Raw genomic sequence first — 24,224 nt, 5'->3', positions numbered from 1 at the left:
AAAATCGCGGCCGTTTCAGCCGCCCCGCCACGCCTCGAACATCAAGCTCGCGCAACTGCCGCCAAACCCGAACGAGACCGACATCGCCGTATCGATGCGCGCGTCGCGCGTCTCGCGCACGAGCGGCATGCCGTCGATTGCCGGCTCCGCGCTTTCAATCCCCGCGCTTTCAATCCCCGGTGTTCCCGCGATGAAACCGTCGCGCATCATCAGCAGCGTGTAGATCGCCTCGTGTGCGCCGCAAGCGCCAAGCGGATGCCCGGTCATGCCCTTCGTCGATGAAAACGCGGGTATGCCTCGCTCCAAAGCCGCGCCGAACACCTGGGTCAACGCACGCAGTTCCTCGACGTCGCCAAGCGGCGTGGAAGGCGCGTGCGTGTTGATGTAATCCGGTGCCTTGCCCGCTTCGTTCAGCGCGCCGCGCATCGCCCTCGCGATGCCCGCCGCGCGCGGCGTGACCATGCCGGCGTCGGTGCAATCGCCGAATCCCGTTAGCTCCGCGTAGATGCGTGCGCCGCGCGCCAACGCGTGATCCAGCGCCTCCAGCACGAGCACGCCGCCGCCCGACGCGATCACGAAGCCGTCGCGCTCGCTGTCGTAAGGACGCGACGCACGCTGCGGCGTATCGTTGAAGCGGCGCGACAGCGCGCCCATCGCGTCGAACATCAGCGTCATGTTGTCGTGCAACGACTCGCTGCCGCCCGCGAGCACGATCTGCTGGCGGCCGGTCTGGATCAGTTGCATTGCCTGGCCGATCGCGAGCGCGGACGTCGTGCACGCCGACGACGGCGAATAGCTGACGCCTTCGAGCCCGAACACCTGTGCGACATTCGCCGACGCCGTGCTGCTCATTGCATGCGGCACCGTATACGGCGGCACTTTTTCGACGCCGCGCGTGTTCGCAACGGCCATCGCCGCGTCGTAACTCGACATGGTGCCGACGCCCGAGCCGATCACCGTGCCCGCATGCGGCGAGCGCAACATCGCGGCGTCTAGGCCGGCATCGTGAATCGCTTTCTTCGCGGCGTGACACGCGAAACGCGCGGTATCCCCCATGAAGCGCTCGAGCTTGCGCTCGAACGGCGGCTCGCTATCGACCGATGCGACGCCCGCGACCTGCGAGCCGAAACCACGCTCGCGCCATGCGTCGATCCGCTCGATGCGCGACGTGCCTGCACGCAACGCGGCCGACACTTCGTCGAGCGTATTGCCGAGGCACGACACGATGCCCATGCCCGTGACCACGACGCGTTGCAGCTTCACGCTCATCGAACGCGCCTGAAGATCAGCGACGTATTGATGCCGCCGAACGCGAAGTTGTTGCTCATCACGAGTTCGGCGTCGATCTCGCGGCCCGTGCCAACGATGTAGTCGAGCGGCGCGCAAGCCGGATCGACATTGTTCAGGTTCAGCGTGGGCGCGTACCAGTTGCGCTTCATCATCTCGATGGTCCACCACGCCTCGAGCGCGCCGCACGCGCCGAGCGTATGCCCGACATAGCTCTTGAGCGAACTGATCGGCATGCGCTCGCCGAAGGTCTGAAGGGTCGCGTGGCTTTCGGCGACATCGCCGCGATCCGTCGACGTGCCGTGCGCGTTCACATACCCGATTGCGTCGGGCGGAAGCTGCGCGTCGTTCAGCGCGAGCTGCATTGCGAGCGCCATCGTTTCCGCGGTCGGCTGCGTCATGTGTGCGCCGTCCGAATTGCAGCCGAAGCCGACAATCTCGGCGTGAATCCGCGCGCCGCGCGCCACCGCGTGTTCGTATTCCTCCAGCACGAGCGTGGCCGCGCCTTCGCCGACCACGAGGCCGTCGCGTGCGGCATCGAAAGGACGCGGCGTGAAATGCGGCTCGTCGTTGCGCGTGCTCGTCGCATACAAGGTGTCGAACACGGCGACGGCGGGCCCCGACAATTCTTCGGCGCCGCCTGCGAGCATCAGCGTCTGCTTGCCCGTCTGAATCGCTTCATACGCGTAGCCGATCGCCTGGCTGCCCGACGCGCACGCGCATGACGTCGGAATGATGCGCCCCTTGAGGTCCCAGAACAGGCTCACGTTGACGGCCGTGGTGTGCGGCATCATCTGCACGTAGCTGTTCGATGTGACGTCGCTCATCGAGCCGGTTTCAAGCATCGTGCCGAACGCGCGGATCGGCTGCACCGAACCCGACGACGAACCGTAGGCGACGCCCATGCGGCCGTCCTTGATGCTGGCGTCGTCGGCGAGGCCCGCATCGGCGAGCGCGAGTTCGCTTGCGCGCACCGAATACAGCGACACAGGGCCCATCGAACGCGTTTTCTTGCGCGGATAATGCGCGGGCGCGACGAAGCCCGGCAACGGACACGCGAGCCGCGTATGCAGCGATTCGAAGTAATCCCACTCGGGCATGCGCCGCACGGCATTCACGCCGCTTTTCAGGCGCGCTTCGATGGCGTCCCAACTATCGCCGAGCGCGGTGACGCCGCCCATGCCGGTAATGACGACTCGCTTCATCAGATCATCCCGCCGTTGACGCCGATCACCTGGCGCGTGACATACGAGGCCGCATCCGACATCAGGAAGCTGACCACCGACGCCACTTCCGCAGGCTGCCCGACGCGGTTCATCGGCACCGTCTTCAGCGCGTGTTCGAGCTGCATCTCTTCGAGCATGCCGGTCTCGATCAGACCGGGCGCCACGCAATTGACGGTGATGTTGCGCGTCGCCAGTTCGACCGCGAGCGCCTTGGTCGCGCCGATCAGACCCGCCTTCGCCGCGCTGTAGTTCACCTGGCCGCGATTGCCCATCACGCCCGACACCGACGCGATCGTCACGATGCGCCCGCCCTTGCGCGCGCGGACCATCGGCATCGTCAACGGATGCACGACGTTGTAGAACGAGTCGAGGCCGGTTTCGATCACGATGTCCCAGTCTTCGTCGCTGAGCGCGGGAAACGCGGCGTCGCGCGTGACGCCCGCGCTGCATACGATGCCGTAGTACGGGCCATGCGCCGCGACATCGGCTTCGAGCACTTCGCGGCACACCGCGCGCTCGCGCACGTCGAACTGCAGCACGCGCGCGGTGCCGCCCTGCGCGGCGATGCCCGTCGCGACCGCTTCCGCTTCGGTGCGTCCGGTCCGGCAATGCACGGACACCGCGAAGCCGTCCGCGGCCAACTGGTACGCAATCGCGCGGCCAATGCCGCGGCTTGCGCCGGTAACGAGAACACGCCGGCTCATGAACTGAAACTCCCCTCAATGAATGACTGAAAATCGGCTGGCTGAAACACCTTGATCACGGCTTCGGCGCAGCACACGTCGCCGTCGTGAATCGTGCATTCGTACGCACCGTGGCCTTCCTCGCTGCGCAAAAGTTCCGTTGCGTGAACCAGCAGTTGCGCGCCGCCTGCGAAGCTCGGCTGCAACGCCTTGTAGCTGCGTGAACCGAGCAGCACGCCGGGCCGCGCACGGCCGCCGCCTCGCATGGCCAGCAGCGCGACATGCGCGGCAATGGTCTGCGCCATCAGTTCGATGCCGATCCACGCGGGCATCGCGCCTTGCGCGTCGGCGTACCACGCGTCGGCGTGAACGGTCGCGCGCGCGGTCAGCGTCTCTTCGCTGAACGTGTTGACCCCGTTGATCAGCAGCATGGTGCCGCGATGCGGGATGATCGCTTCGATCGGTTGCTGCAGCAGTTCGTCGATAGTTAGCGTGTCGTTCATCGCGCTCATCCTGCAAGAATCAGGCTGACGTTGCTGCCGCCGAATGCAAACGAGTTGCTCATCGCGTATCGGGTGGCTCCCTGCGTGGCCGCCTCGCGCGGCAAGAAACGTTCGGTTTCCACGAGGTCGAGCGCGGGCAGGGCCGGGTCGGCCTCGCCGTCCCACAGATGGCGCGGCAGCGCAACGTCCTGACGCGCGAGCGTGAGCCACACGAAGCCAAGCTCCGTCGCGCCCGCGGCGCCCAGTTGATGACCGGTCAGCGGCTTTGTGCCGCTCGTCGCGACACCTTCGGGAAAGACGCGCGACATCAGGCTCGCTTCCATCTCGTCGTTCTTGCGCGTCGCCGTGGCGTGCAGATTCACATAGCCGATAGACGACGGCGCAATGCCCGCATCGGCCAGCGCCTCGCGCAACGCGAGTTCGCCGCCCACGCCTTGCGGATCGGGCGACGAAATGTGATGCGCGTCGCTCGATTCGCCGACGCCCGCAAGACGCACCGCCGCTTCGTCGCGGCTCATCAGGAACACGGCTGCGCCTTCGCCGACATTGATGCCGCAGCGATTGCGGCTCATCGGATTGCTGCGCGCGCTGCTCGTCGATTCGAGCGACGCAAAGCCTTGCACCGTGAGCTCGCATAACGAATCGACGCCGCCCACCACGACCGCGTCGCACAGTTGCAACTGCAACAAGCGCCGCGCCGATGCGAACGCCTTCGCGCTCGACGTGCAGGCGGTCGAGATCGTATACGCCGGTCCTTTCACGCCGAGCGCCGCGGCCGCGAACGGCGCGGCCGTGCCGATCTCCATCTGCCGGTAATTGAAGCTCGACGGCAGCGCGCCCGCTTGTGCCTGATAGACGAACGCGGCTTCCGCCGCTTCGATGCCGGACGTGCTCGTGCCGAGCACGACGCCGATTCGATGCGCGCCATAGCGCTCGCGCGCTGCATCGACGGCAGGCGCGATCTGCGCGAGCGCCGCGAGCAGCAAGCGGTTATTACGGCAGTCGTAGCGCGCGAGATCCGCGGACGGCGCGAGTTCGAGCGGCGTCACGACGCTGCCGACAAATGCGTCGCCGATACCGGTGTGCATGCTTGCCATGCCGCGCGCGTCGCCCGCCGCGAGCGCCGGCACGATGCTGTCAAGGTCGCCGCCGAGCGCGTTGATCATGCCGAGCGCGTGCAAATAAACTGATGGCGCTTTCATGCGGCCCTCCTTGTTTCCGATGGCATGCCGATCGGTGCAAGCAGCACCGATACCGCGATGCCGAGCGCGAGCGTCGCGCCGAAGCTCTTCAACGCAGGCATCGCGCTCATGCCGAGCATGCCGAACGACAGCAGCGTGGTCGCCGCCGACAACAGCACGCCGGTCCACACCGCGCCGAGATCGGCGTCCGCGCGCAGGCATCCTTCGCGCAGAAACACCGCGTAGTTTGCGCCCACGCCGAGCACGAGCATCAGCGCAAGCCAGTTGAACAGATTGAGCGGCACCCGCGCATAACCGAATGCGGCGAGCGTGACGCCGACAGCGAGCAGCACCGGCAACGTCACCGCGACGCCGCCGCGCACGCGCTCAAGCAGAGAGACTGCGCCGCCTGCATTCGGTGACACAGCGCGCCGCGCAGCGTAACGCACGATCAACAGAACCAGAACGAGCGTCAGCGCGCCGCCGAGCCACCAGCCGCTATCCACGCGATACGCGCCGAACAGCTTCGACACGCTCGCGGCTTTGTCGACGAACGCGACACCCGGCAGCGCCTGCGCGATGGCGATCAACGCGGACTCGTTGCGCGGCGTCACGCCTTGCGGAATCACGACAGCCGCATACGCGTGGCTCGCCGCGTCGACCTGGCCGAGCCACAAATGCCGATACGGTTGCGACCACGGCGCGGCGAGCCATGAGTCGATACTCAACAGCGCTTGCGGCTTCGCTTGAGCGGCGATCCACGCATCGGCGACTTCGTCTTTGAAGCCTGCTTGCAGCAGCGTCGCGCGCAACGCGGCCGGGTCGTTAAACAGATGTTGCGCGAGCAACGCACGGTCTTCATTCTGCCGACGCGCGGACGGCACGAATTGCGCAACCGACTGATAACCGCCCGTCTTGTCCGCCGTGCCGTTCAACGCGTCGAGTTTCGCGCCGAGCGCTTCGGCCCGCTGCAAGACGACGTCCGCCGTCTCGCCGCGCACGACGAAAAATTGCGCGCTGTTATCCACGCCGACCGCCTCGCGCACCTTGTCTTCCTGCGCGACGAGCGACGCATCGCGCTGGATCAGCAGATGGATGTCGTCGTCGCTCGTGAGGCGCAGCCAGCCAGGAATCGCGGCAATCAGCAGCAGCGCGGCGACGAACCACGCGCGCTTGCCGCCGATCATGCGATGCCACACGCCGAGCAGGCGCGCGGCGCGCTCGAACAGACGCCGCGGGCTGCGCTTCGGCGCGTGCGGCAGCAACGCCGGCAACAGCCACATCACCGAAGCGAACGCCGTCACGATGCCCGCCATTGCAAAGCACGCGATCTGCTTGAGCGCGGGAAACGGCACCCATGTCAGGATCGCGTAGCCGAGCAGGCTTGTGGCCAGCGCGACGCTCAACGCGGGACGCACCGCGCGTGCGCCGCGCCGCGCATCCCAGTCGCGCCCCGCGCCGAGATAGACGACGAAATACTGAATCGAATAATCGACGGCTTCGCCAATCAGGCTCGCGCCGAACACGAGCGTCAGCAGATGCAGCTTGCCGAATACGAGCAACGTGACCGCAAGCGCGCAGACAATGCCGAGCGCGGTCGAGACGAAACCGAGCAGCAGCAGGCGCGGCGAGCGGAAGACCCACATCATCAGCAACGCAATGCCGACGAGCGACGCAATGCCGATCGCGTGCACTTCGCGCTCCGATGCGCTGCGCGCCGATTCGGCGTAGAACACGGCGCCGGTGCGCGCCACCGACACGTCGGGGAACGCGTGCTTCAGCGCGCTTTCGCCTTGCGCCAACGCGCCGAGCACCGCGTGCTGCGTCTTCGTTTCATAGGCCGAGCCGGGCAGCGTCGCGACGATCAGCACGCTTGTCGCATTGTCTCGATGCGAGACGAGCAGCCCGTCCTCGAGTTCGAGATTCGACGTGGCAAGCGGCAGATTGCCGAGCCAATGTTCGAGCCAGCCGAACGGATCGTCCGATAGCGACGTGGTGAGGCCGCCGCGCAGCGGACTGTAGATGCGCTGAGCCAGCGCATCGCGCAGCGTCGAATCCGCTGCGTTCGCGCCGGCGATTGCCGCACGATCGGCAGGCGTCAGCAAGCCGAAGCGATACGGCATGTACAACGCCGCGATTTGCGACAGATCGAACGGCGGCAATTCCGCCGTCACCGAAGCGAATGCGCCGCTTGTCCGCAGCGATGCGCCGAGCTGTTTCGCCGCCGCTTTCGCGTGCGCGTCGTCGTGACTCGTGACGAGAAAAACGGTGCGGTCGCCGAGCGCGCTCGCGAGCATATCGACGGCTTTTTCCGCGACGGGGTCCGCTTCGGTCGCGGGCAACAGCGCGAGCAAATTGGTCTGCAACGGTGACGGTCCCGCGAAACGCCAGCCGCAATACAGCGCTGCGACGAGCGCGAGCGCGAGCCACGCGGCGCGCACGCCCCATGTCTGTCTCGCGGATCTGTGTCGCAGCAAATCCATTACGGCGTCCCGAACAGGCTGCGTTCGGCCGGCGCGAGTTCGCTCACCGCCTCGCTTTTACTGAACTCCAGTTGCGTCGTATCGCCGTTGGCAAGCGCAATGCGCAGGTTCTGCAGATAATCGCCGCCGCTCATCTGCAAGCCTTTGATGGACTGCGCGATTTGCGGCTGGTTCGGCGTGAGCTGCATGCGCCAGTGCGTGGGGCTGCCTTCGGCCTCTACGTCGAATTGCGAATACAGCGCGGACAGATCGCCGCCGAGCATCGCGCGCATCATCTTCGAGACTTGCGCGACGCCGCGCGTGCCGTGCGCGCTGTGCGCCGTGACACGCTGACCGTTGGCGTTGACTTCGGCGACGCCTGCATCGGTAATCACATACGTGGCTTTGTACGGCGTCGCGATTTGCCAGATCACGCCGCGCTCGCGCACGAACAGCAGCGAGCCGGTGCTGACGAGCGGCTGCTTCATCGCGGCGAGTGTCTGCGTCTGCGTGAACTGCGCGCGCACGCCCTTGGCCGCGGCAAGGTGCGATGCGATCTGCGAGACGAGTGCGGGGTTGCCGTCAGTGGATGCCGCCGAAGCCGGCGATGCGGCCACGCTCAACGCGCCCGAAAGCGCGAGAGCGCATAGCGCGTTGCATAGCGCTTTGCTTAGTCGCCCGTAGCAATTCATGCTGCCCATACGCGCTCCAGTTTCTCGAACACGACGGGCGGCGACACGAATTGCAATTCCTGCGTCGCGGCATCGACAGCCACCTGAATCGTGTAGCCCTTCGTGAGCCGCGTGCCCGACGCGCAATCGACGATTTCATAGCCTATTTTCAGGCGGTTTTCGTGTTCGAGCAGTTGCGTGCGCACGTCGAGTTTCTGGCCGTAGGTTGCCGGACGCACGTACTTCAAGTGCGCTTCGACAATCGGCCACAGATAACCCGACGCCTGCATTTCGCGGTAGTCGTAGTCGAACGCGCGCAACAGCGCCGCGCGGCCGATCTCGAAGTACTTCAGATAATGGCCGTGCCAGCACACGTTCATTGCATCGACGTCGTGAAACGGCACTTCGACCGTCGCGCTCGCGCTCAATACCTTGCGGGCGGCGCTCATGCTTCTGAGCCTCCGCGATAGTCGTGCAGCAACTCGCATGCGGCGATGCGCGCGGTCAGTGCGCGCAGATCGGATTCGAGCGCGCGGTCATCGTCGACGAAAGGCGATTGTGCGCCGACGTTTTCCACGAACGTTTGCAACGGCGCGGGCACCGGCGTCGCACTGTCGATTCGCAGGCGCAAACGCGCCGCCTGCACGGTGGCAAGCGTATGCGCGGCCGCGACCTGCTCGGTCAATTCGAGCACACGCAGGCAGTCGCGCGCGGCGATCGTGCCCATGCTGACCTTGTCCTGATTGTGAGCTTCGGTCGAACGCGAAAACACGCTGGCGGGCATCGTGTTCTTCAGCGCCTCCGCCGTCCACGCGGACGACGAAATCTGCACGGCCTTGAAGCCGTGATTGATGGCCGCACGCGCGGGCGCGGCGCCGCTCAGGTTGCGCGGCAAACCGTTGTTGAAGTTCACATCGACGAGCAGCGCCAGTTGCCGGTCCATCAGATCGGCGAGATTGGCGACCGCCACTTTCAGCGAGTCCATCGCGAACGCAATATGGCCGCCGTAAAAGTTTCCGCCATGCAAAACACGTTCGTTGTCGGGGTCGATCAGCGGGTTGTCGTTCGCGCTGTTCAATTCGTTTTCGATGTCGCGGCGCACCCAGCTCAGCGCATCGCGCGCGACGCCGATCACGTGCGGCGCGCAGCGAATCGAATAGCGGTCCTGCAAGCGATGACCCGGCGTATCGTCGCGTCCTTCGAGATCGGCGCGAATCCAGGCGGCGGCTTCGGCCTGGCCCGCATGCGGTTTCACTTCGAAGAGCGTCGCGTCGAAATGCGCGGCGCGGCCGTCGAGCGCGACGGTGCACAGCGCGGTCAGGCGCGCGGCGAGCCGCGTCAGATGATCCGCGCGCGCGAACGCGAGACACGCGAGTCCGGTCATGACTGCCGTGCCGTTCATCAGCGCGAGGCCTTCCTTGGGCGCGAGCGTGAGCGGCGTGTGTCCGAGTTCGCTCCACACTTCGCGCACGTCGCGCAGGCGTCCTTCGAACATGACTTCGCGTTCGCCCGCGAGTGCGGCGGCGACATACGAAAGCGGCGTGAGATCGCCGCTCGCGCCGACCGAGCCTTCGGCCGGAATGCGCGGCAACACGCGATGATTGACGAGGTCCGCGAGACGTTCGAGCAGCACGGGGCGCACGCCCGAAAAACCATACGCGAGCGAGTTCAGACGCGCGGCGATGACGGCAAGCGTCTCGCCGTCGTCCAGATAGCGGCCCATGCCGCAACCGTGGTAACGCGTGAGTTGCAGCGGCAAGGCTTCGACGAGTTCCATCGGCACGTCGACCACGCAGGCGTCGCCGTAACCGGTGTTGACGCCGTAGACCGTCGCGCCCGCCGCGAGATGGCGGCGCAGGAAATCCGCGCCGCGTTGAATGCGCGCGCGCCACTCGGGGTCCGTATTCAATGCGACCGGCGCGCGATGCTGCGCGATCGCGACGACGTCCTCAATAGTCAGCTTGCGTGCGCCGATCACCACCGGAGCCGCGTTGCCGCCGCGATTTGAAACCGCTTGCACGCCGGCATCCGGCGCGTCGATCAGATCATGTTCGGCCATTCGCGCCTCGCTTGGGGCTGGCCCAGAAATCGAAGAAGTTGAACCATTGATAAGGTGCCTTGCGGCAATAGTGTTCGAGACGCGCGGCATAACGCTGCGCCCACGCCGCGAGATGCTGCGTGCGTTCGCGCCGCGGCAACTCGATGCGCTCCGCGAACGGCTCGAAGTAAAGACGATAACCGCCCTGCTCTTTCAGGCAGAAGAACAAATACACCGGACAGCCGAGCGCATGCGCGAGCACGTATGGTCCCTGCGCGAAAGGCGCGTCGGCGCCGAGAAAGCGCGCCTGGGTGGTGCGGCCCGCTTCGTGCGCGGGCACGCGGTCGCCGACAATCACGAGCAGTTCGCCGGCGTCGACACGCTGCTGCATCAGCATCGCCGTTTCAGGCCCGAAGTCCGCGACTTCGAGCAGATGCCGCGCGAACTCGCTGTTCGCCGACGCGAGCACGCTATTGAAGCGCCGCGCATGTTCCGTATAGACGACAGCCGTGACTTTCGCGTAGGCGCCCTGCGCGGCGAGCGCACGCGTCATCTCCAGATTGCCGAGATGCGCGCCGATCACCAGCGCGCCCTTGCCGCTCGCGACCAATGCTTCGAACGCCGAAGGATCTTCGAACTTGACGTCGGCATTGTTGACGCGGCCGGACCACGCGGCGAGCTTGTCGAAGCCCGATTGCGCGAACGCCAGCATGTGTCGATACGCGGACAGCCAGCCGGGTCGCGGCGTCTCGCCATGCGGCGCGGCCTCGCGCAAACGCGTGAAGTAATTGGCCGAGGCCTCGCGCGCGGCACGTCCCGTCAGCAGAAAATACGCGACGATCGGATGCAGCCATAGCGCGGTGAAACGTCGGCCGAACAGTTTGCAACTAAGCGCGAGCAACGACATGCCGAGGTGACTGCCGCGCTCCGCGATACGCCACCAGTCCTGCGCGTTCGCCTCGCTTTGCACGTCCGCGAGCGCGGCGCGGCGCGGCATGAACTTGTGCGCGACGAGCATCGGCAGACGCAGCAGCATGCCGCACACGAGCCGCGTATGACTGCGGCTGATGCGCACGTTGTCCCACAGCACGTCGAAATGCGAGACGCCGTCGCTCGCATACGTGACGCGCGTGGGAATCGCGCGAAACGCGGCGCGCCGCCAATACAGGCGCACCAGAATCTCGATGTCGAAGTCCATGCGTGTGGGTAACTGCACGCTGTCGATTAGCTCGCACGCGAGCCCAAGCGGATAGAGGCGAAAGCCGCACATCGAATCGCGGATGGTGAGCGACAGCGTTTCGATCCACACCCACACGTGCGTCAGATAACGGCCGTAGAGTCGCGCTTTCGGCACGCTCTCGTCATACACCGGACGGCCCAGAATGACCGCGCCGGGTTCGGCGCGCGCGGCTTCGACGAAACGCGGCACGTCATTGGCGTCGTGCTGGCCGTCCGCGTCGATCTGCAATGCGTGCGTGTACTTCGCGTTGCGCGCGGCGCGCAGGCCCGCCATCACCGCCGCGCCTTTGCCGCCGTTGACCGGCAGACGCAGCAGCGAGACTTGCTGCACGTATTGCTGTGCAAGCTCGGCGAGCACCTGTTGGGTGGCTTCGTCGCTGCCGTCGTCGACGATGAAAATCGGCAAGCCGTGCACCGCGAGATGCGCGACGGTCGCGCCGATCGCGTCCTTGTGGTTGTAGATCGGGATCACGATGCAGGGAGCGAAATTCATCACGCGCTCTCCCGATAAACGATCACGCCCGATGCGCAATCGCGCTCGTTCACGCGGTACGCAAACTGCACGCGCTGACGCGCGCTATCGTGCGCGAGCGTGAGCTTCAACACCGCGCCGGGCGACACCGGCGCCATGAACTTCAACCGGTCGACCGATGCGACGCTGTGCGCGCACGGCAGTTGTTCGGCGGCCAGACGCACCGCCCAATCGACTTGCACGACGCCCGGCAGAATCGGCAGCCCGGGAAAATGGCCGGCGAAATGAAACAGCGTGGGCGGCACGCGCAGTTCGTAGTGCAGCGTGTCGCCTGCGCGCGCTTCGGCGAGCAGCTCGAAACCTTCGGCGCGCGGCTCGAACGCCGCCGCAACCGCGGACACCGGCAGCTTGCCGCGCGCGTCGAACGGCAACGCGAGACGAAAGCGCCAATGGCGCGGCAACACGACCGCGTCGAAGTAATCGGCGAGATGGCGACGCAGGTTTTGTGCGAGGACCACGCGGCCTTCGTCGCGCAAAGCGTCGTTGCCCGCTTCGGTTAACGCGACGACCGCGCCGACGCGCTCACGCGCGCCGCCTTCGAGCGGCGCGATTGCCGCTTGCATCACATACGGATGCAGCGTGAGACGCGCTTCGAGTTCCGGCAGCGACACACGCTTGCCGTCGAGCTTCAGCACGCGATCGAGACGGCCCTGCAAACGGAAACGGCCTTGCGCGTCGAACGCGATCTTGTCGTCGGTGCGATGCCAGCCGCCATGGTCGAGATGCGGCGAGCGCACGTTGAGCGCACCGTCTTCGTCGCAACGCACTTCGATGCCGGTCGTCGCTTGCCATGCATCGGTCTGGTCCTGACGACGCCATGCAATGCCGCCCGTTTCCGTGCTGCCGTAGATTTCGAGCGGCGCGGCGCCGTAAGCCGCCGCATATTGCTGCGCGGCTTCGAGCGCGAGCGGACCGCCCGACGAAAAAACCGCGCGCGGCGCGGGCGTCAATGCGGCGAAGCCTGGCAGCGCGGGCCAGCGCGACAACTGCGCGGGCGTCGATACGATCACGGCTGCGCCGCATTGCGCGATCTGCGTTTGCAGATGCAGCGGTTCGATGCTGATCTCGCGATCGAATGCGCGGCCGGCGGCAAGCGGCCACATCACGCGAAACAGCAGACCGTAGATATGGTGATGCGGCACGCTCGCGAGCATGGTTGCGTCGCCGACGAGCGCGCCCCACTGCTTCTCGAGCGTGTGCACTTCGGCGTTGAACTGCGCGAGCGTTTTGCGGATCGGCTTCGGACGGCCGCTGCTGCCCGAGGTGTAGAGCGTGAGCGGCGCTTGGGGGTCGATGTTTTTGTCGAGCGCGGACGCGGCTGCCTCGGCTTGCGCATCGGCTTGCACATGCAACTGCAGCGTCGCGTCGGTCAGCACGACGTCGTACGCGTCGGCGAGATCGGCAAGATAGCCGGGCGTCGCGTTCGCCGGAATCACCGGCTCCTTGCCGCACGCGAAGAGCGCGAACAACGCGCACGCGAAATCGAACGGATCGTCGATACACAGTGCATAGCGTTGCGCCGCTTGCGATTGCATCAGCGCAACGAGCGCCGCGACGCGCGCGCGAAACGCGGCGCGATCGAGTAGCGCCGTGCGATCGCGGCAAACGGCAACGCGTGAAGCGGCGGCATCGAGCGGAACGGACAACAGGTCGTGCAACGCGATCATCACGCCGCCTCCGAACGCGCGGCTCGCGGCAGCACGACGAGATAGCGCCACACGACCTCGGCGATCAGCAGCACACCGATCAGCAGATAAGCAATCGCGCCGTTATACAGCGACCAGCTTGCGCGGCTCCAGTAGAGCGCGGTATACGCGGAAAAAGCACCGTTCAGTAGAAAGAACACACACCACACCTGAGTGACGCGCCGCGTGTGGCGCACTGCGCCCGGCGGCAAATCCGGTTTGCCGAGGCGCGCGAATTTTTCGATCATCGACGGACCGCGCACGAGCGTCGCGCCGAACGCGATTAGGAGCCCGAGATTGACGAGCGACGGATAGAGGCGCAACAGCAGCTCGCTGTTGGTGAGCACGATGGCCGCCGACGCGCAGCTCAGCAAGCCGACCACGGTCCAGTCGATGGCGGAAAGACGCCGCAGCGAAGTCGCGACCGGACCGCTGCCTGCCCAGCGCTGCAGCCACAGAATCGCAAACAGCATGCAGCCGACGTAACGCGGCGTGTCCCAACGCCACGCGCACAGAATCAACGCGGGATACGCGAGCTTCACCAGCACTTGCACGACCGCCTTCAGCCAATGGCGTTCAGCCGCGGACGAAGCGCTTGCGGCGGGCTGATCGGCCGCCCGTGTGCGCGAACGCACTGCCGGCATCAGCCTTGAGCCGCCAGCAGCGATTCGACCGCGCCGATCACGTCGCCGACCGTGCGCACCGATTTGAACTCTTCCGGCTTGATGCGGCGCCCGGTCATTTCCTGGAGCTTGATCGCGAGATCGACCGCGTCGATGCTGTCCAGATCGAGGTCTTCGAACAGATGCGCGTCGGGCGTCACGCGCTCGGGCTCGATTGCGAAGTTCTCTTTAAAGATGGCGCGGATGCGTTCAAGAATCTCTGCCTCGGACACGGTCATTCCCCTTTGCTGTTGGTTTCGTTCGCGGCGTGCGCCGCTTCGCGCTGACTTGCCACCAGCGCGGCCAGCGTGCTGATGGAGCGAAAGTGCTCGCGCGTGCGGTCGTCGTTTGCCGCAATGGTCAATTGATATTGTTTGCGCAGCACGATGCCGATTTCCAGTGCGTCGATCGAATCGAGACCGATACCGTCGGTATCGAACAACGGTGCATCGTCGTCGATATCGGCGGGGCTCAGGTCTTCCAGATCGAGTGCCTCGATCAGAAGCTGCTTAATTTCCAGTTTTAAAGAATCCATAATCGAACAGGTGCCGGGTAATGTGTGCTTCGACGGCGCTCGTCACGCTGCGCGCAGCGAGAGCCGGTGTTGTGTCGTCTGCCGCGAGCCGCTCGACGCCGAGCGGCTCCAGCACGTTCACGCGCATGCGGAACGCTCGCGCCGGCACGTCGTACCAGCGCATCTGTTTCGTGAACGCGGGCGGATCGCAATCCATCAGCACCGGCACGATCGGCGCGTCCACCTTCAGCGCCATGTGCGCGAAGCCGCGCGAAAACGCATGCAGCCGGTTGCGCGCGGGACTGCGCGTGCCTTCGGGAAAAATGATCATCGTATAGCCTGCCGCGAGCTGCCTTGCGCCTGCTTCGACGAGCTCCGCCGGATCGGCGTTGCTCACGTATTCCGCCGAACGCACGATGCCCCAGAAACACGGGTTGCTCCAATGCGCGTTTTTCACGACGCAGCATGCGTGCGGCGTGAGCGAAAGCAGCACCATCACGTCGAGGTAGGTCGGGTGGTTGGCCACCACGATCGACGGACCGCGCGCACGCAGCGCCTCGCCGCCCGACACTTCGAGCTTCATCACGCCGATCAGTTGCAACGCGCCGACGAGCGCGCGGAAAAACCAGTGGATGATGCTCGTCACCGCGAACTGCCGCGACGCGCGATGCGGCCACAGCCACGCGAGCGGAAACACCAGCACCGAAAACAGCACGCCGCAGATGCCGAACACGACGAAAGCCATGCCCGTGGCGAAGAATCGCCACGTGTAGTCAAGCCGCGCGGTCATGCCACTCCCACTGCCAAAGGACGCCGGCGCCCTGCCAGGCCGCGGGCTCGCCGGTTTCAAGACAATGCAGCAGCGCCTGGCTTTGCGTGGCGAAGCGGGTTGCTGCGGGCTCCTCCTGGTCGTACAGGCGCGGCGACGCGGACCGTGTACAGACCAGATGGCCGAGCGCCGTTTCGTTACTCAAGAGCAGCGCGACTGCCCCGCCCTGCACTTCATCGTCGATCGTTCCGTAGGCGGAGTCGGCCGGTTCGTCGGCGTAGACCAGCAGGACCGGTGACGCCAATTGCGTTGCGTGTTGCGCATACGCCTCGAGCAGCGCATAACCGAGCGTTTCCGGGCCCGCCGAAATGGCGCTCGCCGCCGAGCGGTCGCCGCGCGCGATGCCGAACACGCCCGTCATCGCATTGAGCACCGAGAGGCTAAAGGCCGTCGGCGACACCGGCTCGCCGGAACTGATGGCGCGCAGAATCTCCGTGGTGCGGCGCAGTTCGCCGTGCCGCGACGCGAAGACGACGCGCGCCTCGTCGGCCCCGACGCAATCGTGCGCCACCTTCAGCGCGGCTTTCGAGAGCGTGCTGAGACGCCGCCGCACGATCGGTTCGATAAAACCGATGTCGGGTGCGGCGGTGGTGGCAGCAGGCCAGCTAGACCAGCGAGCGACCGGAATGGTCCAGTGCGGATCGGGCATATCGGTGTTCGCGCGTTGAAGCAAGGAGAGGCTGAAGCGCCTGACGGAATACGCAGCCGTCACAGCGTATGCGCGCCGCGCGGACCGGCAATTTCCAGCCGGGGGACAATCCAGACTTCTTTTGTAGGGTTCAGCGAATTAACGGCACTTTGGCCCGATTATTTAGGCCATTGACGATTGGCCGTGTAGTTTGGCTCAGGCTTCCTTAGTCGCCGGAATCATACTGAATATTCTGAATTAAATCAGCCACAAAAGACGTATCCATCTGTATCCGTCTCGCGTTTACGACGCTAATTTGAGTGCTATGGCGATTTGCAGAAATTTCCCATCTGGGCCTGGGAATATCCCTACATCTGTAGGTTTTTGGGAATTCGACTGTCAGACGGTCGCGTTCGCAAAGAGAATCCCGCGAATGCTTTCAATTAACTTTCTGCGACGACTGTTGCAGTCGAATACATGCGATCCGATTTCACGCGAATTCTGCTCCCGGCAGAACGGCCGCGCGGCGACGCCTGCTATAATCCGTCCCTCATTGGGGAGTAGCCGCCCCGCGCCACGTTCGCCCGGCATCTAGCCGGGCTCGCAACAACGTGCGCTCGCGGGGGCGCCTGTCAACAGACTTGGCCGTCATGGCCATGGCAGCCGCAGCCTCTGGCCTGGCGAGACCGATGACCCACACCCCGCCGCAATTGGGCCCGGCGTGTCGTGGGTCGTCGCTCGTTCATTTCCCGGCCCGCGGATTCCAACCCACGTGTTCCACGCTTTCCTCATTTCCACCGGAGCGGTCGCGCTCGCCGAAATCGGCGACAAGACGCAGTTGCTGTCGCTCGTGCTCGCCGCGCGTTATCGCAAGCCGATGCCGATCATCCTCGGCGTGCTGGTCGCGACGCTCGTCAATCACGCGGGCGCGGGCGCGCTCGGCGCGTGGCTCGGCTCGCTGCTCACGCCGGCCATCATGCGCTGGGCGCTGGCCATTTCATTCATCGGCATGGGTTTGTGGATTCTCGTGCCCGACAAGCTCGACGACGAAGAAGCCAACACGAACCGCACGCATCTTGGCGTGTTCGGCGCGACTGTCGTGGCCTTCTTCCTCGCGGAAATGGGCGACAAGACGCAGATCGCGACGGTTGCGCTCGCCGCGCGCTTTCACGACTTCTTCGGCGTGGTGGCGGGCACCACGCTCGGCATGATGATCGCCAACGTCCCGGCGATCCTGCTCGGCGACCGCTTCGCGCACCGTCTGCCGACCGGCATCGTGCACGGCATCGCCGCCGTGCTGTTCGTGGTTCTCGGAACGATGGCGCTGTTCGGCGGCGGGCTCTGACGAAGGTGCGCGATGCCGGCATTTGCCGGCATCGCGCTCTTGTCACGCTTTTATCGCGCTTGCGGTCGCGTCGCGGTCATTGCACGGCTTTCGCGCCCGACGCGGCAGCCGGCGACGCTGCAGCCGGCACCGGCGTTTCGTTGGAAGCACCCGCGCTGTTGCCGAGCGGAATCTTGACCGTGCGCACGACGCCGTTGCCAAGCGGGAAGTCGGCAAGCGCACTGCGCGCCAGATACGGCATGGCTCTCACCAGCGACGACTCGCCGCCCGAGTTGCGCGCGGTCACGTTGTAGACCTCCTTGCCCGTCGCGCGCTCGGTGATCCGCACGCCGAGCAGATGCGTGAAGATCGGATAGCTCTGGTTCACGTAGCCTGCGGGAAACGGACCCCACGGCCCCCACGGATCGTACGGACGGCCCCAGCCCCAGTAAGGCGCCGGCCACGGGTTGTAGTAGACCGGCTCGGCCACCGTCACCATGTCCGAGCGGATTCCATACGAGAGCCCGACGAGATAGCGCGCGTCGTTGCCGTCAACCTGGCGGAACGCATGCGTGGCGAGTTCGTTGGCGACGATGCGCTCATACGTGGTCAGCTCGAGATTGTTCCGCTGGTCGGGCTCGCGTGTGAACGCGTAGGTGCGGGCCGCGTCGCTGCCGCTCCAGTCGGAGAACGCGGTGACCTGCGTGGTCACGTAGGTCGTGCAGCCGGACAGCAGCACGCTCAGTGCCGCGAGCAGCAACATGGCGCGGCGCGTCCAGATATTCGTTGTCATGGTCTACCTCGTGAAGCGTTTCTGTTCGTTCGTCTTTCATTGTACGTATGACCGTCGATCGCGCCGCGCCGTTCCGCTCCCACGCCGTAGGAGCTTGAGCGTGAGCAAGAGCGGTGCGCGCGTCCGAGCGCGCATCGGCCGAACGGCTATCTGAAAAGCGCGCGCCGCACGATTGCCCGAGGCTTTGTACAATGGCTCGACAAGCCCGGCTCGCGTGTCTTCGTGCGCCGGCCGCTCGAGTCCCATCACTACAGAACGCCATGGCCGATACCGCAACGCCCAATGTGATCCGCCGCGCCGATTATGCGCCGCCCGCTTTTCTGATCGACACCGTCGCGCTCGAGTTCGATCTGCTGCCCGAACGCACGGTCGTGAAGAACACGATGCGCGTGCGCCGCAACCCGGACGCCGCGCGCGCGCCGCATCTCGAACTGATGGGCGAACAACTGGAGTTCGTCGGCGCGACGCTCGACGGTCAGCCGTTCGCCAACGCGCATCCGCACGAGCACGGGCTGGTGCTCGACAACGTGCCCGACAGCTTCGAGCTCACGCTCACCAGCATCTGCAATCCGGCGGCGAATACGACGCTCTCGGGCCTGTATGTGTCGAGCGGAAACTTCTTTACGCAGTGCGAGGCCGAGGGCTTTCGGCGCATCACCTATTTCCTCGACCGGCCGGACGTGATGTCGACCTACACGGTCACGCTGCGAGCCAGCAAGGCCGATTATCCGGTGCTGCTGTCGAACGGCAATCTGCTCGAGGAAGGCGATCTGCCGGACGGCCGTCATTTCGCGCGCTGGGAAGATCCGTTCAGGAAGCCGAGCTATCTGTTCGCGCTTGTCGCCGGCAAGCTCGTTGCGCTCGAAGAGCGTGTGAAAACCGGCTCGGGCAAGGAAAAGCTGCTGCAGGTGTGGGTCGAGCCGCACGATCTCGACAAGACCCGTCACGCGATGGATTCGCTGATCAATTCGATCCGCTGGGACGAACAGCGCTTCGGCCTCGAACTCGATCTCGACCGCTTCATGATCGTCGCGGTGAGCGACTTCAACATGGGCGCGATGGAAAACAAGGGGCTCAACATTTTCAACACGAAGTACGTGCTGGCGAACCCCGAAACGGCGACCGACACGGACTTCGCGAACATCGAGGCGGTGGTCGGCCACGAGTATTTCCATAACTGGACCGGCAACCGCGTAACCTGCCGCGACTGGTTCCAGTTGAGCCTGAAGGAAGGGCTGACCGTGTTCCGCGATCAGGAATTCTCCGCCGACATGGCCGCCGGACTGACTAGCAGCGGCGACGAAGCGGCGCGCGCCACCAAGCGCATTGAAGACGTGCGCGTGCTGCGCCAGATGCAGTTCGCCGAAGACGCCGGCCCGATGGCTCACCCGGTGCGCCCGGAAAGCTACGTCGAGATCAACAACTTCTACACGATGACCGTCTACGAAAAAGGCTCGGAAGTCGTGCGGATGTATCAGACGCTGTTCGGCCGCGACGGTTTTCGCAAGGGCATGGACCTGTACTTCAAGCGTCACGACGGCCAGGCCGTGACGTGCGACGATTTCCGTCATGCGCTCGCCGACGCTAACGGCCGCGACCTCGCGCAGTTCGAGCGCTGGTACAGCCAGGCGGGCACGCCGCGCGTGTCGGTGCGCACCCGTTACGACGCGGCGGCGCGGCGCTACAGCGTGACGCTCACGCAGGGTTATGGCGACGCCGCGCCGGCCGCGCGCGAAACGCAGAAGGGACCACTGCTGATTCCGTTCGCCATCGGCCTGATCGGCAAGGACGGCAACGATCTGCCGCTGCAACTCGAAGGCGAAGCGCGCGCTTCCGACTCGACCACGCGCGTGCTCGAATTGACGCAGACCGAGCAGACGTTCACGTTCGTCAATGTCGAAGACGAGCCGTTGCCGTCGCTGCTGCGTAATTTCTCGGCGCCGGTGATCGTCGAATACGATTATCCGGCCGAACAGCTCGCGTTCCTGCTCGCGCACGACAGCGATCCGTTCAACCGCTGGGAAGCCGGCCAACGCCTTGCCACGCGCGAGTTGCTGACGCTCGCCGGACAGGCGGCGAACGGCGCGCAACTGCAACTCGACGACTCGGTGGTCGCCGCGTTCGCACGCGTGCTCACGGACGAATCGCTGTCGCCGGCGTTCCGCGAACTCGCGCTGATGCTGCCGTCGGAGGCCTATCTGGCCGAGCAGATGACGGAGTCGAATCCGGCGGCCGTGCATGCGGCGCGGCAGTTCGTGCGCAAGCGTCTCGCGAATGCGCTCAAGGGCGAATGGCTGAGCATTTACGAGAAGCATCGCACGGCGGGTCCGTACGAAGCCACGCCGGCCGCGGCCGGACATCGCGCTCTGAAGAATCTCGCGCTCTCGTATCTGACCGAGCTCGACGATCCGGCGGAAGCCGTGCGGCTCGCGTCGGCGCAATACGAGGCCGCGAACAACATGACCGACCGCGCCGCGGCCTTGTCCGCGCTGCTCAACGCCGCAGCGGCCAATGGCGGCAGCGCCGAGGCTCAACATGCGCTCGACGACTTCTACCGGCGTTTCGAGAAAGAGCCGCTCGTGATCGACAAGTGGTTTGCGTTGCAGGCCACGCAGCGCGGCAGTGCGCAGCGGCCCGTGATCGAAATCGTGCGCAAGCTGATGACGCATCCCGCCTTCAATCTGAAAAACCCGAACCGCGCGCGCTCGCTGATCTTCAGCTTCTGCGCGGCCAACCCCGCGCAGTTCCATGCGCAAGACGGCTCGGGCTACGCGTTCTGGGCCGACCAGGTGATCGCGCTCGACGCAATCAATCCGCAAGTGGCCGCCCGCCTCGCACGCTCGCTCGAATTGTGGCGCCGCTTCACGCCGACGCTGCGCGAAGGCATGCGTGCGGCGCTGGAGAAAGTGGCGTCGCAAGTGAAGTCGCGCGACGTGCGCGAAATCGTCGAGAAGGCGCTCGCATGATGCGCGTTTGAGCGGTTCTCAACCCCGAAAGCCGGCACGCGTTGCCGGCTTTTTTTCGCCCTTGGGTTGCGACGACCCGGTGGCAGGTTCACGTCGACGTTAGCCATTTGGCCGACTGTTCTTAAGCGCCGCATTGAGGGAAAGTAAACGCATTCAATTAACGGTTTACGTTTAACGCGATGCGTTATATCATTCCCATGATCACAACATTTGGCGACAAGGCTACGGCAAGAATTTTTCAGGGCAGGTTCGTGCATGCGCTGCCGCGTCATATCCAGGCGCTCGCGTATCGCAAGCTCCTGATGATCGACGCCGCGGACACCGTCCATAGTTTGCATGCGCCGCCCGGCAACCGGCTCGAAGCATTGCAGGGGCAGCGCAGCGGGCAGTGGAGCATCCGGATCAATGCGCAATGGCGCATCTGTTTTCACTTTATCGAGGGCGAGGCGCTGAATGTTGAGATTGTCGACTATCACTGATTATTGGGAGACCGACATGGTCATCAAACGCTCCGATCTGGACAGTACCGATTTCTCCGGCATCGACACCGGAGACAGCATCGAGGAAATCCATCCGGGGGAGATTTTGCGCAGCGAATTCCTCGAACCGCTCGGCATGTCCGTCAATGCGCTCGCGCTTGCGTTGCGCGTACCGGCACCGCGCATCAACGACGTGGTGCGTGGCAAGCGCGCGATCTCGGCTGACACCGCGCTGCGGCTCGAGCGCTACTTCGGCGCGAGCGCGCAGTTCTGGCTCAATCTGCAAATCGCCTACGACCTGCGCGTCGCCACGGCTGCGGCGGGCGCGCAGATCGAACGCGAGATCGAACCCATGCCGAAGGCCGATCGCCCGAAGCTCCCCAAGGTTTCCGCGGAACATGCGCGCGCCGCGGCGCTCGCAGCGAGCGTGAGCGGCAGCGCCACGGCGGGCAAGGTCCGGCGCAAAGGCTGACCGCCGGTTGTGGTTTGGGTTGTGCTTTGGCCGCCGGTTATGCTCGTTGCTGCTCACTGGCCGCGTCGCGCGCGTTTTTCATCTCTCCGCCCACAGCAAAAGCACGGGGCAGACACACCGAGCGGTTAAAATCCGGATATTCCTCAAGCCTCCTGGAGTACAGCAATGTCCTTGCAACGTCGTACCACTCTCACGAAGTACCTGATCGAGCAGCAGCGGGAAACCAATAACCTGCCGGCCGATCTGCGCCTTTTGATCGAAGTTGTCGCGCGGGCATGCAAGGCGATCAGCTATCACGTCAGCAAGGGCGCGTTGGGCGATGCGCTCGGCACCGCGGGCAGCGAGAACGTGCAGGGCGAAGTACAGAAGAAGCTCGATATTCTGTCAAACGAGATCCTGCTCGAAGCGAATGAATGGGGCGGCAACCTGGCAGGCATGGCATCGGAGGAAATGGAGCAGTTCTTCCCTATTCCCGCGAACTATCCGAAGGGCGAATATCTCCTCGTGTTCGATCCGCTCGACGGCTCGTCGAACATCGACGTGAACGTGTCGATCGGCACCATCTTTTCAGTGCTGCGCTGCCCGGACGGCCAGCAGCCTACCGAGCAGTCGTTCCTGCAGCCGGGCACGCAGCAGGTCGCCGCGGGTTACGCGGTGTATGGGCCGCAAACGGTGCTGGTACTGACCACCGGCAACGGTGTGAACTGCTTCACGCTCGACCGCGAGCTCGGTTCATGGGTGCTTACGCAAAGCGACATGCGCATTCCGGTCGAGACGCGCGAATATGCGATTAACGCGTCGAACGAGCGGCACTGGTATCCGCCCGTCGAGCAGTACATCGGCGAATTGAAGCAAGGCAAGGAAGGTCCGCGTCAAAGCGACTTCAATATGCGCTGGATCGCGTCGATGGTCGCGGACGTGCATCGTATCCTGAACCGCGGCGGCATCTTCATGTACCCGGCCGACAAGCGCACGCCGGACAAGCCGGGCAAGCTGCGTCTGATGTACGAAGCGAACCCGATGGCGTTTATCGTCGAACAGGCAGGCGGCGCCGCGACCAATGGCGAGAAACGCATTCTCGATATTCAGCCGAAGAGCCTGCATGAGCGCGTCGCGGTGTTCCTCGGCTCGAAGAACGAAGTGGACCGCGTGACCCGCTACCATCTCGAAACAAAAAATTGACCGAGGGGCTTGCCAAGCCAATAAAGAAGTCCCTATAATCTCGCTTCTCCTGATGCCGGAATAGCTCAGACGGTAGAGCAGCGCATTCGTAATGCGAAGGTCGGGGGTTCGATTCCTCTTTCCGGCACCATCAAGATTCAAGCAAAAAGCCCAGTCCTCGCGACTGGGCTTTTTGTTTTGGCGATGCGTTTATCGAGGTTGGGACAACACGCGTCTGCGGTTACTAGTTGGCTTTGGCTATCCGCAAAAGTCCGCTCAGTCGCCGTGCAAGCGCGCGATCGTGACGAGGTTGCGCGCGACGACGGAATCGTTTGTCGCGACGCCCTGCTCGACGTTGCTGCGTTCGTCGCCGCAATACGCAGCGACCGCTTCCTGCGGCGCCGACGGAAACCACGAGATGCGGCCGTCGCATTCGATGCCAACCTGACGTCCCTTCCAGTACACAGCGTTTTCCATGACCCACTCTCTGAAGGCGAAGACGACCATCTTCCGCATCGGCAGACGCGCGTCCGTTGCCCAACGCACTCTCGGTTGACGATACGTCTTCACATCATAGAAGCCAGGATCGCGGCTGCCGGCGTTGTCATCGAGCGATGATGTTTTGTCGCGAAATGCGCGAGCTGGAATGCAACGCCGGCCGAATGCTTGAACCATTCAGTGAAACTCCTAAAAAGTCTTAAGTCGCGTTTGAAAAAAGAGGCCGTAGATCGTCAACGGCGCGACACGTCGCTCGTTTACAAAGAGGTAAAGCTTTCTCGCGATATAAGGTCCGGCTCGGTAATAAACGAACGTTCGCCTTTTAGTGCGGAAAACGATTCCGATGCGGCGGCGCACAAGAAGCTTTGAATCGGGGAATACCCGGAATGAA

The 24,224-nt window shown here is 64.5% G+C and carries 23 protein-coding genes, 1 tRNA gene and 1 riboswitch; of the genes, 6 read left to right on the top strand and 18 right to left on the bottom strand.

Annotated elements, in window-relative coordinates:
* Window positions 1-15 precede the first annotated feature (15 nt).
* Genes P0D87_RS15415 through P0D87_RS15340 form a run of 16 tightly spaced genes read right to left on the bottom strand, consistent with a single transcriptional unit; the run spans window position 16 to window position 16,161 of the window.
* Window positions 16-1,269, bottom strand: a complete 1,254-nt coding sequence (locus P0D87_RS15415) for a beta-ketoacyl-[acyl-carrier-protein] synthase family protein (protein ID WP_053858614.1) — start codon at window positions 1,267-1,269, stop codon at window positions 16-18.
* Window positions 1,266-2,492 (bottom strand): beta-ketoacyl-ACP synthase, encoded by a 1,227-nt coding sequence (locus tag P0D87_RS15410; protein WP_053858615.1) that lies wholly within the window; start codon window positions 2,490-2,492, stop codon window positions 1,266-1,268. Before P0D87_RS15410 ends, P0D87_RS15415 begins: the two co-directional genes overlap by 4 nt.
* A complete protein-coding gene (locus P0D87_RS15405; RefSeq protein ID WP_006050206.1) occupies window positions 2,492-3,217 on the bottom strand; it encodes a 3-ketoacyl-ACP reductase FabG2 in 726 nt (241 codons plus the stop codon). The genes P0D87_RS15410 and P0D87_RS15405 overlap by 1 nt, the downstream gene beginning before the upstream one ends.
* Window positions 3,214-3,699 carry a hotdog family protein gene (locus P0D87_RS15400; protein WP_053859080.1) on the bottom strand — a complete coding sequence of 162 codons (486 nt, stop codon included), beginning with the start codon at window positions 3,697-3,699 and terminating at the stop codon, window positions 3,214-3,216. The genes P0D87_RS15405 and P0D87_RS15400 overlap by 4 nt, the downstream gene beginning before the upstream one ends.
* Before the next feature lie 5 nt (window positions 3,700-3,704).
* Window positions 3,705-4,901 carry a beta-ketoacyl-[acyl-carrier-protein] synthase family protein gene (locus tag P0D87_RS15395; RefSeq protein WP_053858616.1) on the bottom strand — a complete coding sequence of 399 codons (1,197 nt, stop codon included), beginning with the start codon at window positions 4,899-4,901 and terminating at the stop codon, window positions 3,705-3,707.
* Complete coding sequence (locus tag P0D87_RS15390; RefSeq protein WP_053858617.1) at window positions 4,898-7,363, bottom strand: MMPL family transporter; 2,466 nt, start codon at window positions 7,361-7,363, stop codon at window positions 4,898-4,900. The genes P0D87_RS15395 and P0D87_RS15390 overlap by 4 nt, the downstream gene beginning before the upstream one ends.
* On the bottom strand, window positions 7,363-8,043 hold the full coding sequence (locus P0D87_RS15385; protein WP_053858618.1) for an outer membrane lipoprotein carrier protein LolA: 681 nt from the start codon (window positions 8,041-8,043) through the stop codon (window positions 7,363-7,365). Before P0D87_RS15385 ends, P0D87_RS15390 begins: the two co-directional genes overlap by 1 nt.
* Complete coding sequence (locus P0D87_RS15380; RefSeq protein WP_053858619.1) at window positions 8,031-8,462, bottom strand: acyl-CoA thioesterase; 432 nt, start codon at window positions 8,460-8,462, stop codon at window positions 8,031-8,033. Before P0D87_RS15380 ends, P0D87_RS15385 begins: the two co-directional genes overlap by 13 nt.
* Window positions 8,459-10,072 (bottom strand): HAL/PAL/TAL family ammonia-lyase, encoded by a 1,614-nt coding sequence (locus P0D87_RS15375; protein WP_053858620.1) that lies wholly within the window; start codon window positions 10,070-10,072, stop codon window positions 8,459-8,461. Before P0D87_RS15375 ends, P0D87_RS15380 begins: the two co-directional genes overlap by 4 nt.
* A complete protein-coding gene (locus P0D87_RS15370; protein ID WP_053858621.1) occupies window positions 10,059-11,783 on the bottom strand; it encodes a glycosyltransferase family 2 protein in 1,725 nt (574 codons plus the stop codon). Before P0D87_RS15370 ends, P0D87_RS15375 begins: the two co-directional genes overlap by 14 nt.
* Window positions 11,783-13,489, bottom strand: coding sequence for an ApeI family dehydratase (locus tag P0D87_RS15365; RefSeq protein WP_053858622.1), 1,707 nt, complete (start codon window positions 13,487-13,489; stop codon window positions 11,783-11,785). Before P0D87_RS15365 ends, P0D87_RS15370 begins: the two co-directional genes overlap by 1 nt.
* Window positions 13,489-14,151: a COG4648 family protein gene (locus tag P0D87_RS15360; protein WP_053858623.1), complete on the bottom strand. Its 663-nt coding sequence runs from the start codon at window positions 14,149-14,151 to the stop codon at window positions 13,489-13,491. The genes P0D87_RS15365 and P0D87_RS15360 overlap by 1 nt, the downstream gene beginning before the upstream one ends.
* A complete protein-coding gene (locus P0D87_RS15355) occupies window positions 14,151-14,408 on the bottom strand; it encodes an acyl carrier protein (RefSeq protein WP_006050196.1) in 258 nt (85 codons plus the stop codon). Before P0D87_RS15355 ends, P0D87_RS15360 begins: the two co-directional genes overlap by 1 nt.
* Complete coding sequence (locus tag P0D87_RS15350) at window positions 14,405-14,704, bottom strand: phosphopantetheine-binding protein (protein WP_006050195.1); 300 nt, start codon at window positions 14,702-14,704, stop codon at window positions 14,405-14,407. Before P0D87_RS15350 ends, P0D87_RS15355 begins: the two co-directional genes overlap by 4 nt.
* The gene (locus P0D87_RS15345) at window positions 14,679-15,473 is read right to left on the bottom strand and encodes a lysophospholipid acyltransferase family protein (RefSeq protein WP_006050194.1); all 795 of its coding nucleotides are present in this window, start codon (window positions 15,471-15,473) and stop codon (window positions 14,679-14,681) included. Before P0D87_RS15345 ends, P0D87_RS15350 begins: the two co-directional genes overlap by 26 nt.
* Window positions 15,457-16,161 carry a beta-ketoacyl synthase chain length factor gene (locus P0D87_RS15340; RefSeq protein ID WP_053859081.1) on the bottom strand — a complete coding sequence of 235 codons (705 nt, stop codon included), beginning with the start codon at window positions 16,159-16,161 and terminating at the stop codon, window positions 15,457-15,459. The genes P0D87_RS15345 and P0D87_RS15340 overlap by 17 nt, the downstream gene beginning before the upstream one ends.
* A 522-nt stretch (window positions 16,162-16,683) precedes the next feature.
* A riboswitch (yybP-ykoY riboswitch) is annotated at window positions 16,684-16,902 on the top strand.
* Between the two features lie 10 nt (window positions 16,903-16,912).
* On the opposite strand from P0D87_RS15340, the gene P0D87_RS15335 reads away from it, so the two are divergent.
* Window positions 16,913-17,485, top strand: coding sequence for a TMEM165/GDT1 family protein (locus P0D87_RS15335; RefSeq protein ID WP_006050192.1), 573 nt, complete (start codon window positions 16,913-16,915; stop codon window positions 17,483-17,485).
* Between the two features lie 76 nt (window positions 17,486-17,561).
* Here the strand turns inward: P0D87_RS15335 and P0D87_RS15330 are convergent, their stop codons facing one another.
* Window positions 17,562-18,257 (bottom strand): DUF4136 domain-containing protein, encoded by a 696-nt coding sequence (locus P0D87_RS15330; RefSeq protein ID WP_053858624.1) that lies wholly within the window; start codon window positions 18,255-18,257, stop codon window positions 17,562-17,564.
* A gap of 260 nt (window positions 18,258-18,517) precedes the next feature.
* On the opposite strand from P0D87_RS15330, the gene pepN reads away from it, so the two are divergent.
* The 5 genes from pepN (at window position 18,518) to P0D87_RS15305 (ending at window position 23,486) form a co-directional block, all read left to right on the top strand.
* Window positions 18,518-21,223: an aminopeptidase N gene (pepN, locus tag P0D87_RS15325; RefSeq protein ID WP_053858625.1), complete on the top strand. Its 2,706-nt coding sequence runs from the start codon at window positions 18,518-18,520 to the stop codon at window positions 21,221-21,223.
* Window positions 21,224-21,420: 197 nt separating this feature from the next.
* Complete coding sequence (locus P0D87_RS15320; RefSeq protein WP_053859082.1) at window positions 21,421-21,702, top strand: type II toxin-antitoxin system RelE/ParE family toxin; 282 nt, start codon at window positions 21,421-21,423, stop codon at window positions 21,700-21,702.
* A 16-nt stretch (window positions 21,703-21,718) separates the two neighbouring features.
* Window positions 21,719-22,174 carry a HigA family addiction module antitoxin gene (locus P0D87_RS15315; RefSeq protein ID WP_053858626.1) on the top strand — a complete coding sequence of 152 codons (456 nt, stop codon included), beginning with the start codon at window positions 21,719-21,721 and terminating at the stop codon, window positions 22,172-22,174.
* A 165-nt stretch (window positions 22,175-22,339) separates the two neighbouring features.
* Window positions 22,340-23,356 (top strand): class 1 fructose-bisphosphatase, encoded by a 1,017-nt coding sequence (locus P0D87_RS15310; RefSeq protein ID WP_006050187.1) that lies wholly within the window; start codon window positions 22,340-22,342, stop codon window positions 23,354-23,356.
* Between the two features lie 54 nt (window positions 23,357-23,410).
* Window positions 23,411-23,486: transfer RNA gene (locus tag P0D87_RS15305), tRNA-Thr, on the top strand.
* A 125-nt stretch (window positions 23,487-23,611) separates the two neighbouring features.
* On the opposite strand, the gene P0D87_RS15300 is transcribed toward P0D87_RS15305, so the two are convergent.
* A complete protein-coding gene (locus P0D87_RS15300; protein ID WP_171800576.1) occupies window positions 23,612-23,812 on the bottom strand; it encodes a hypothetical protein in 201 nt (66 codons plus the stop codon).
* Window positions 23,813-24,224 lie beyond the last annotated feature (412 nt).

It is taken from the genome of Paraburkholderia sp. RL17-368-BIF-A (assembly GCF_046054045.1).
Classification (GTDB): Bacteria; Pseudomonadota; Gammaproteobacteria; order Burkholderiales; family Burkholderiaceae; genus Paraburkholderia; species Paraburkholderia graminis.
The sequence above is the reverse complement of the archived record's forward strand: the minus strand, read 5'-3'. Positions and strand labels throughout refer to the sequence as shown.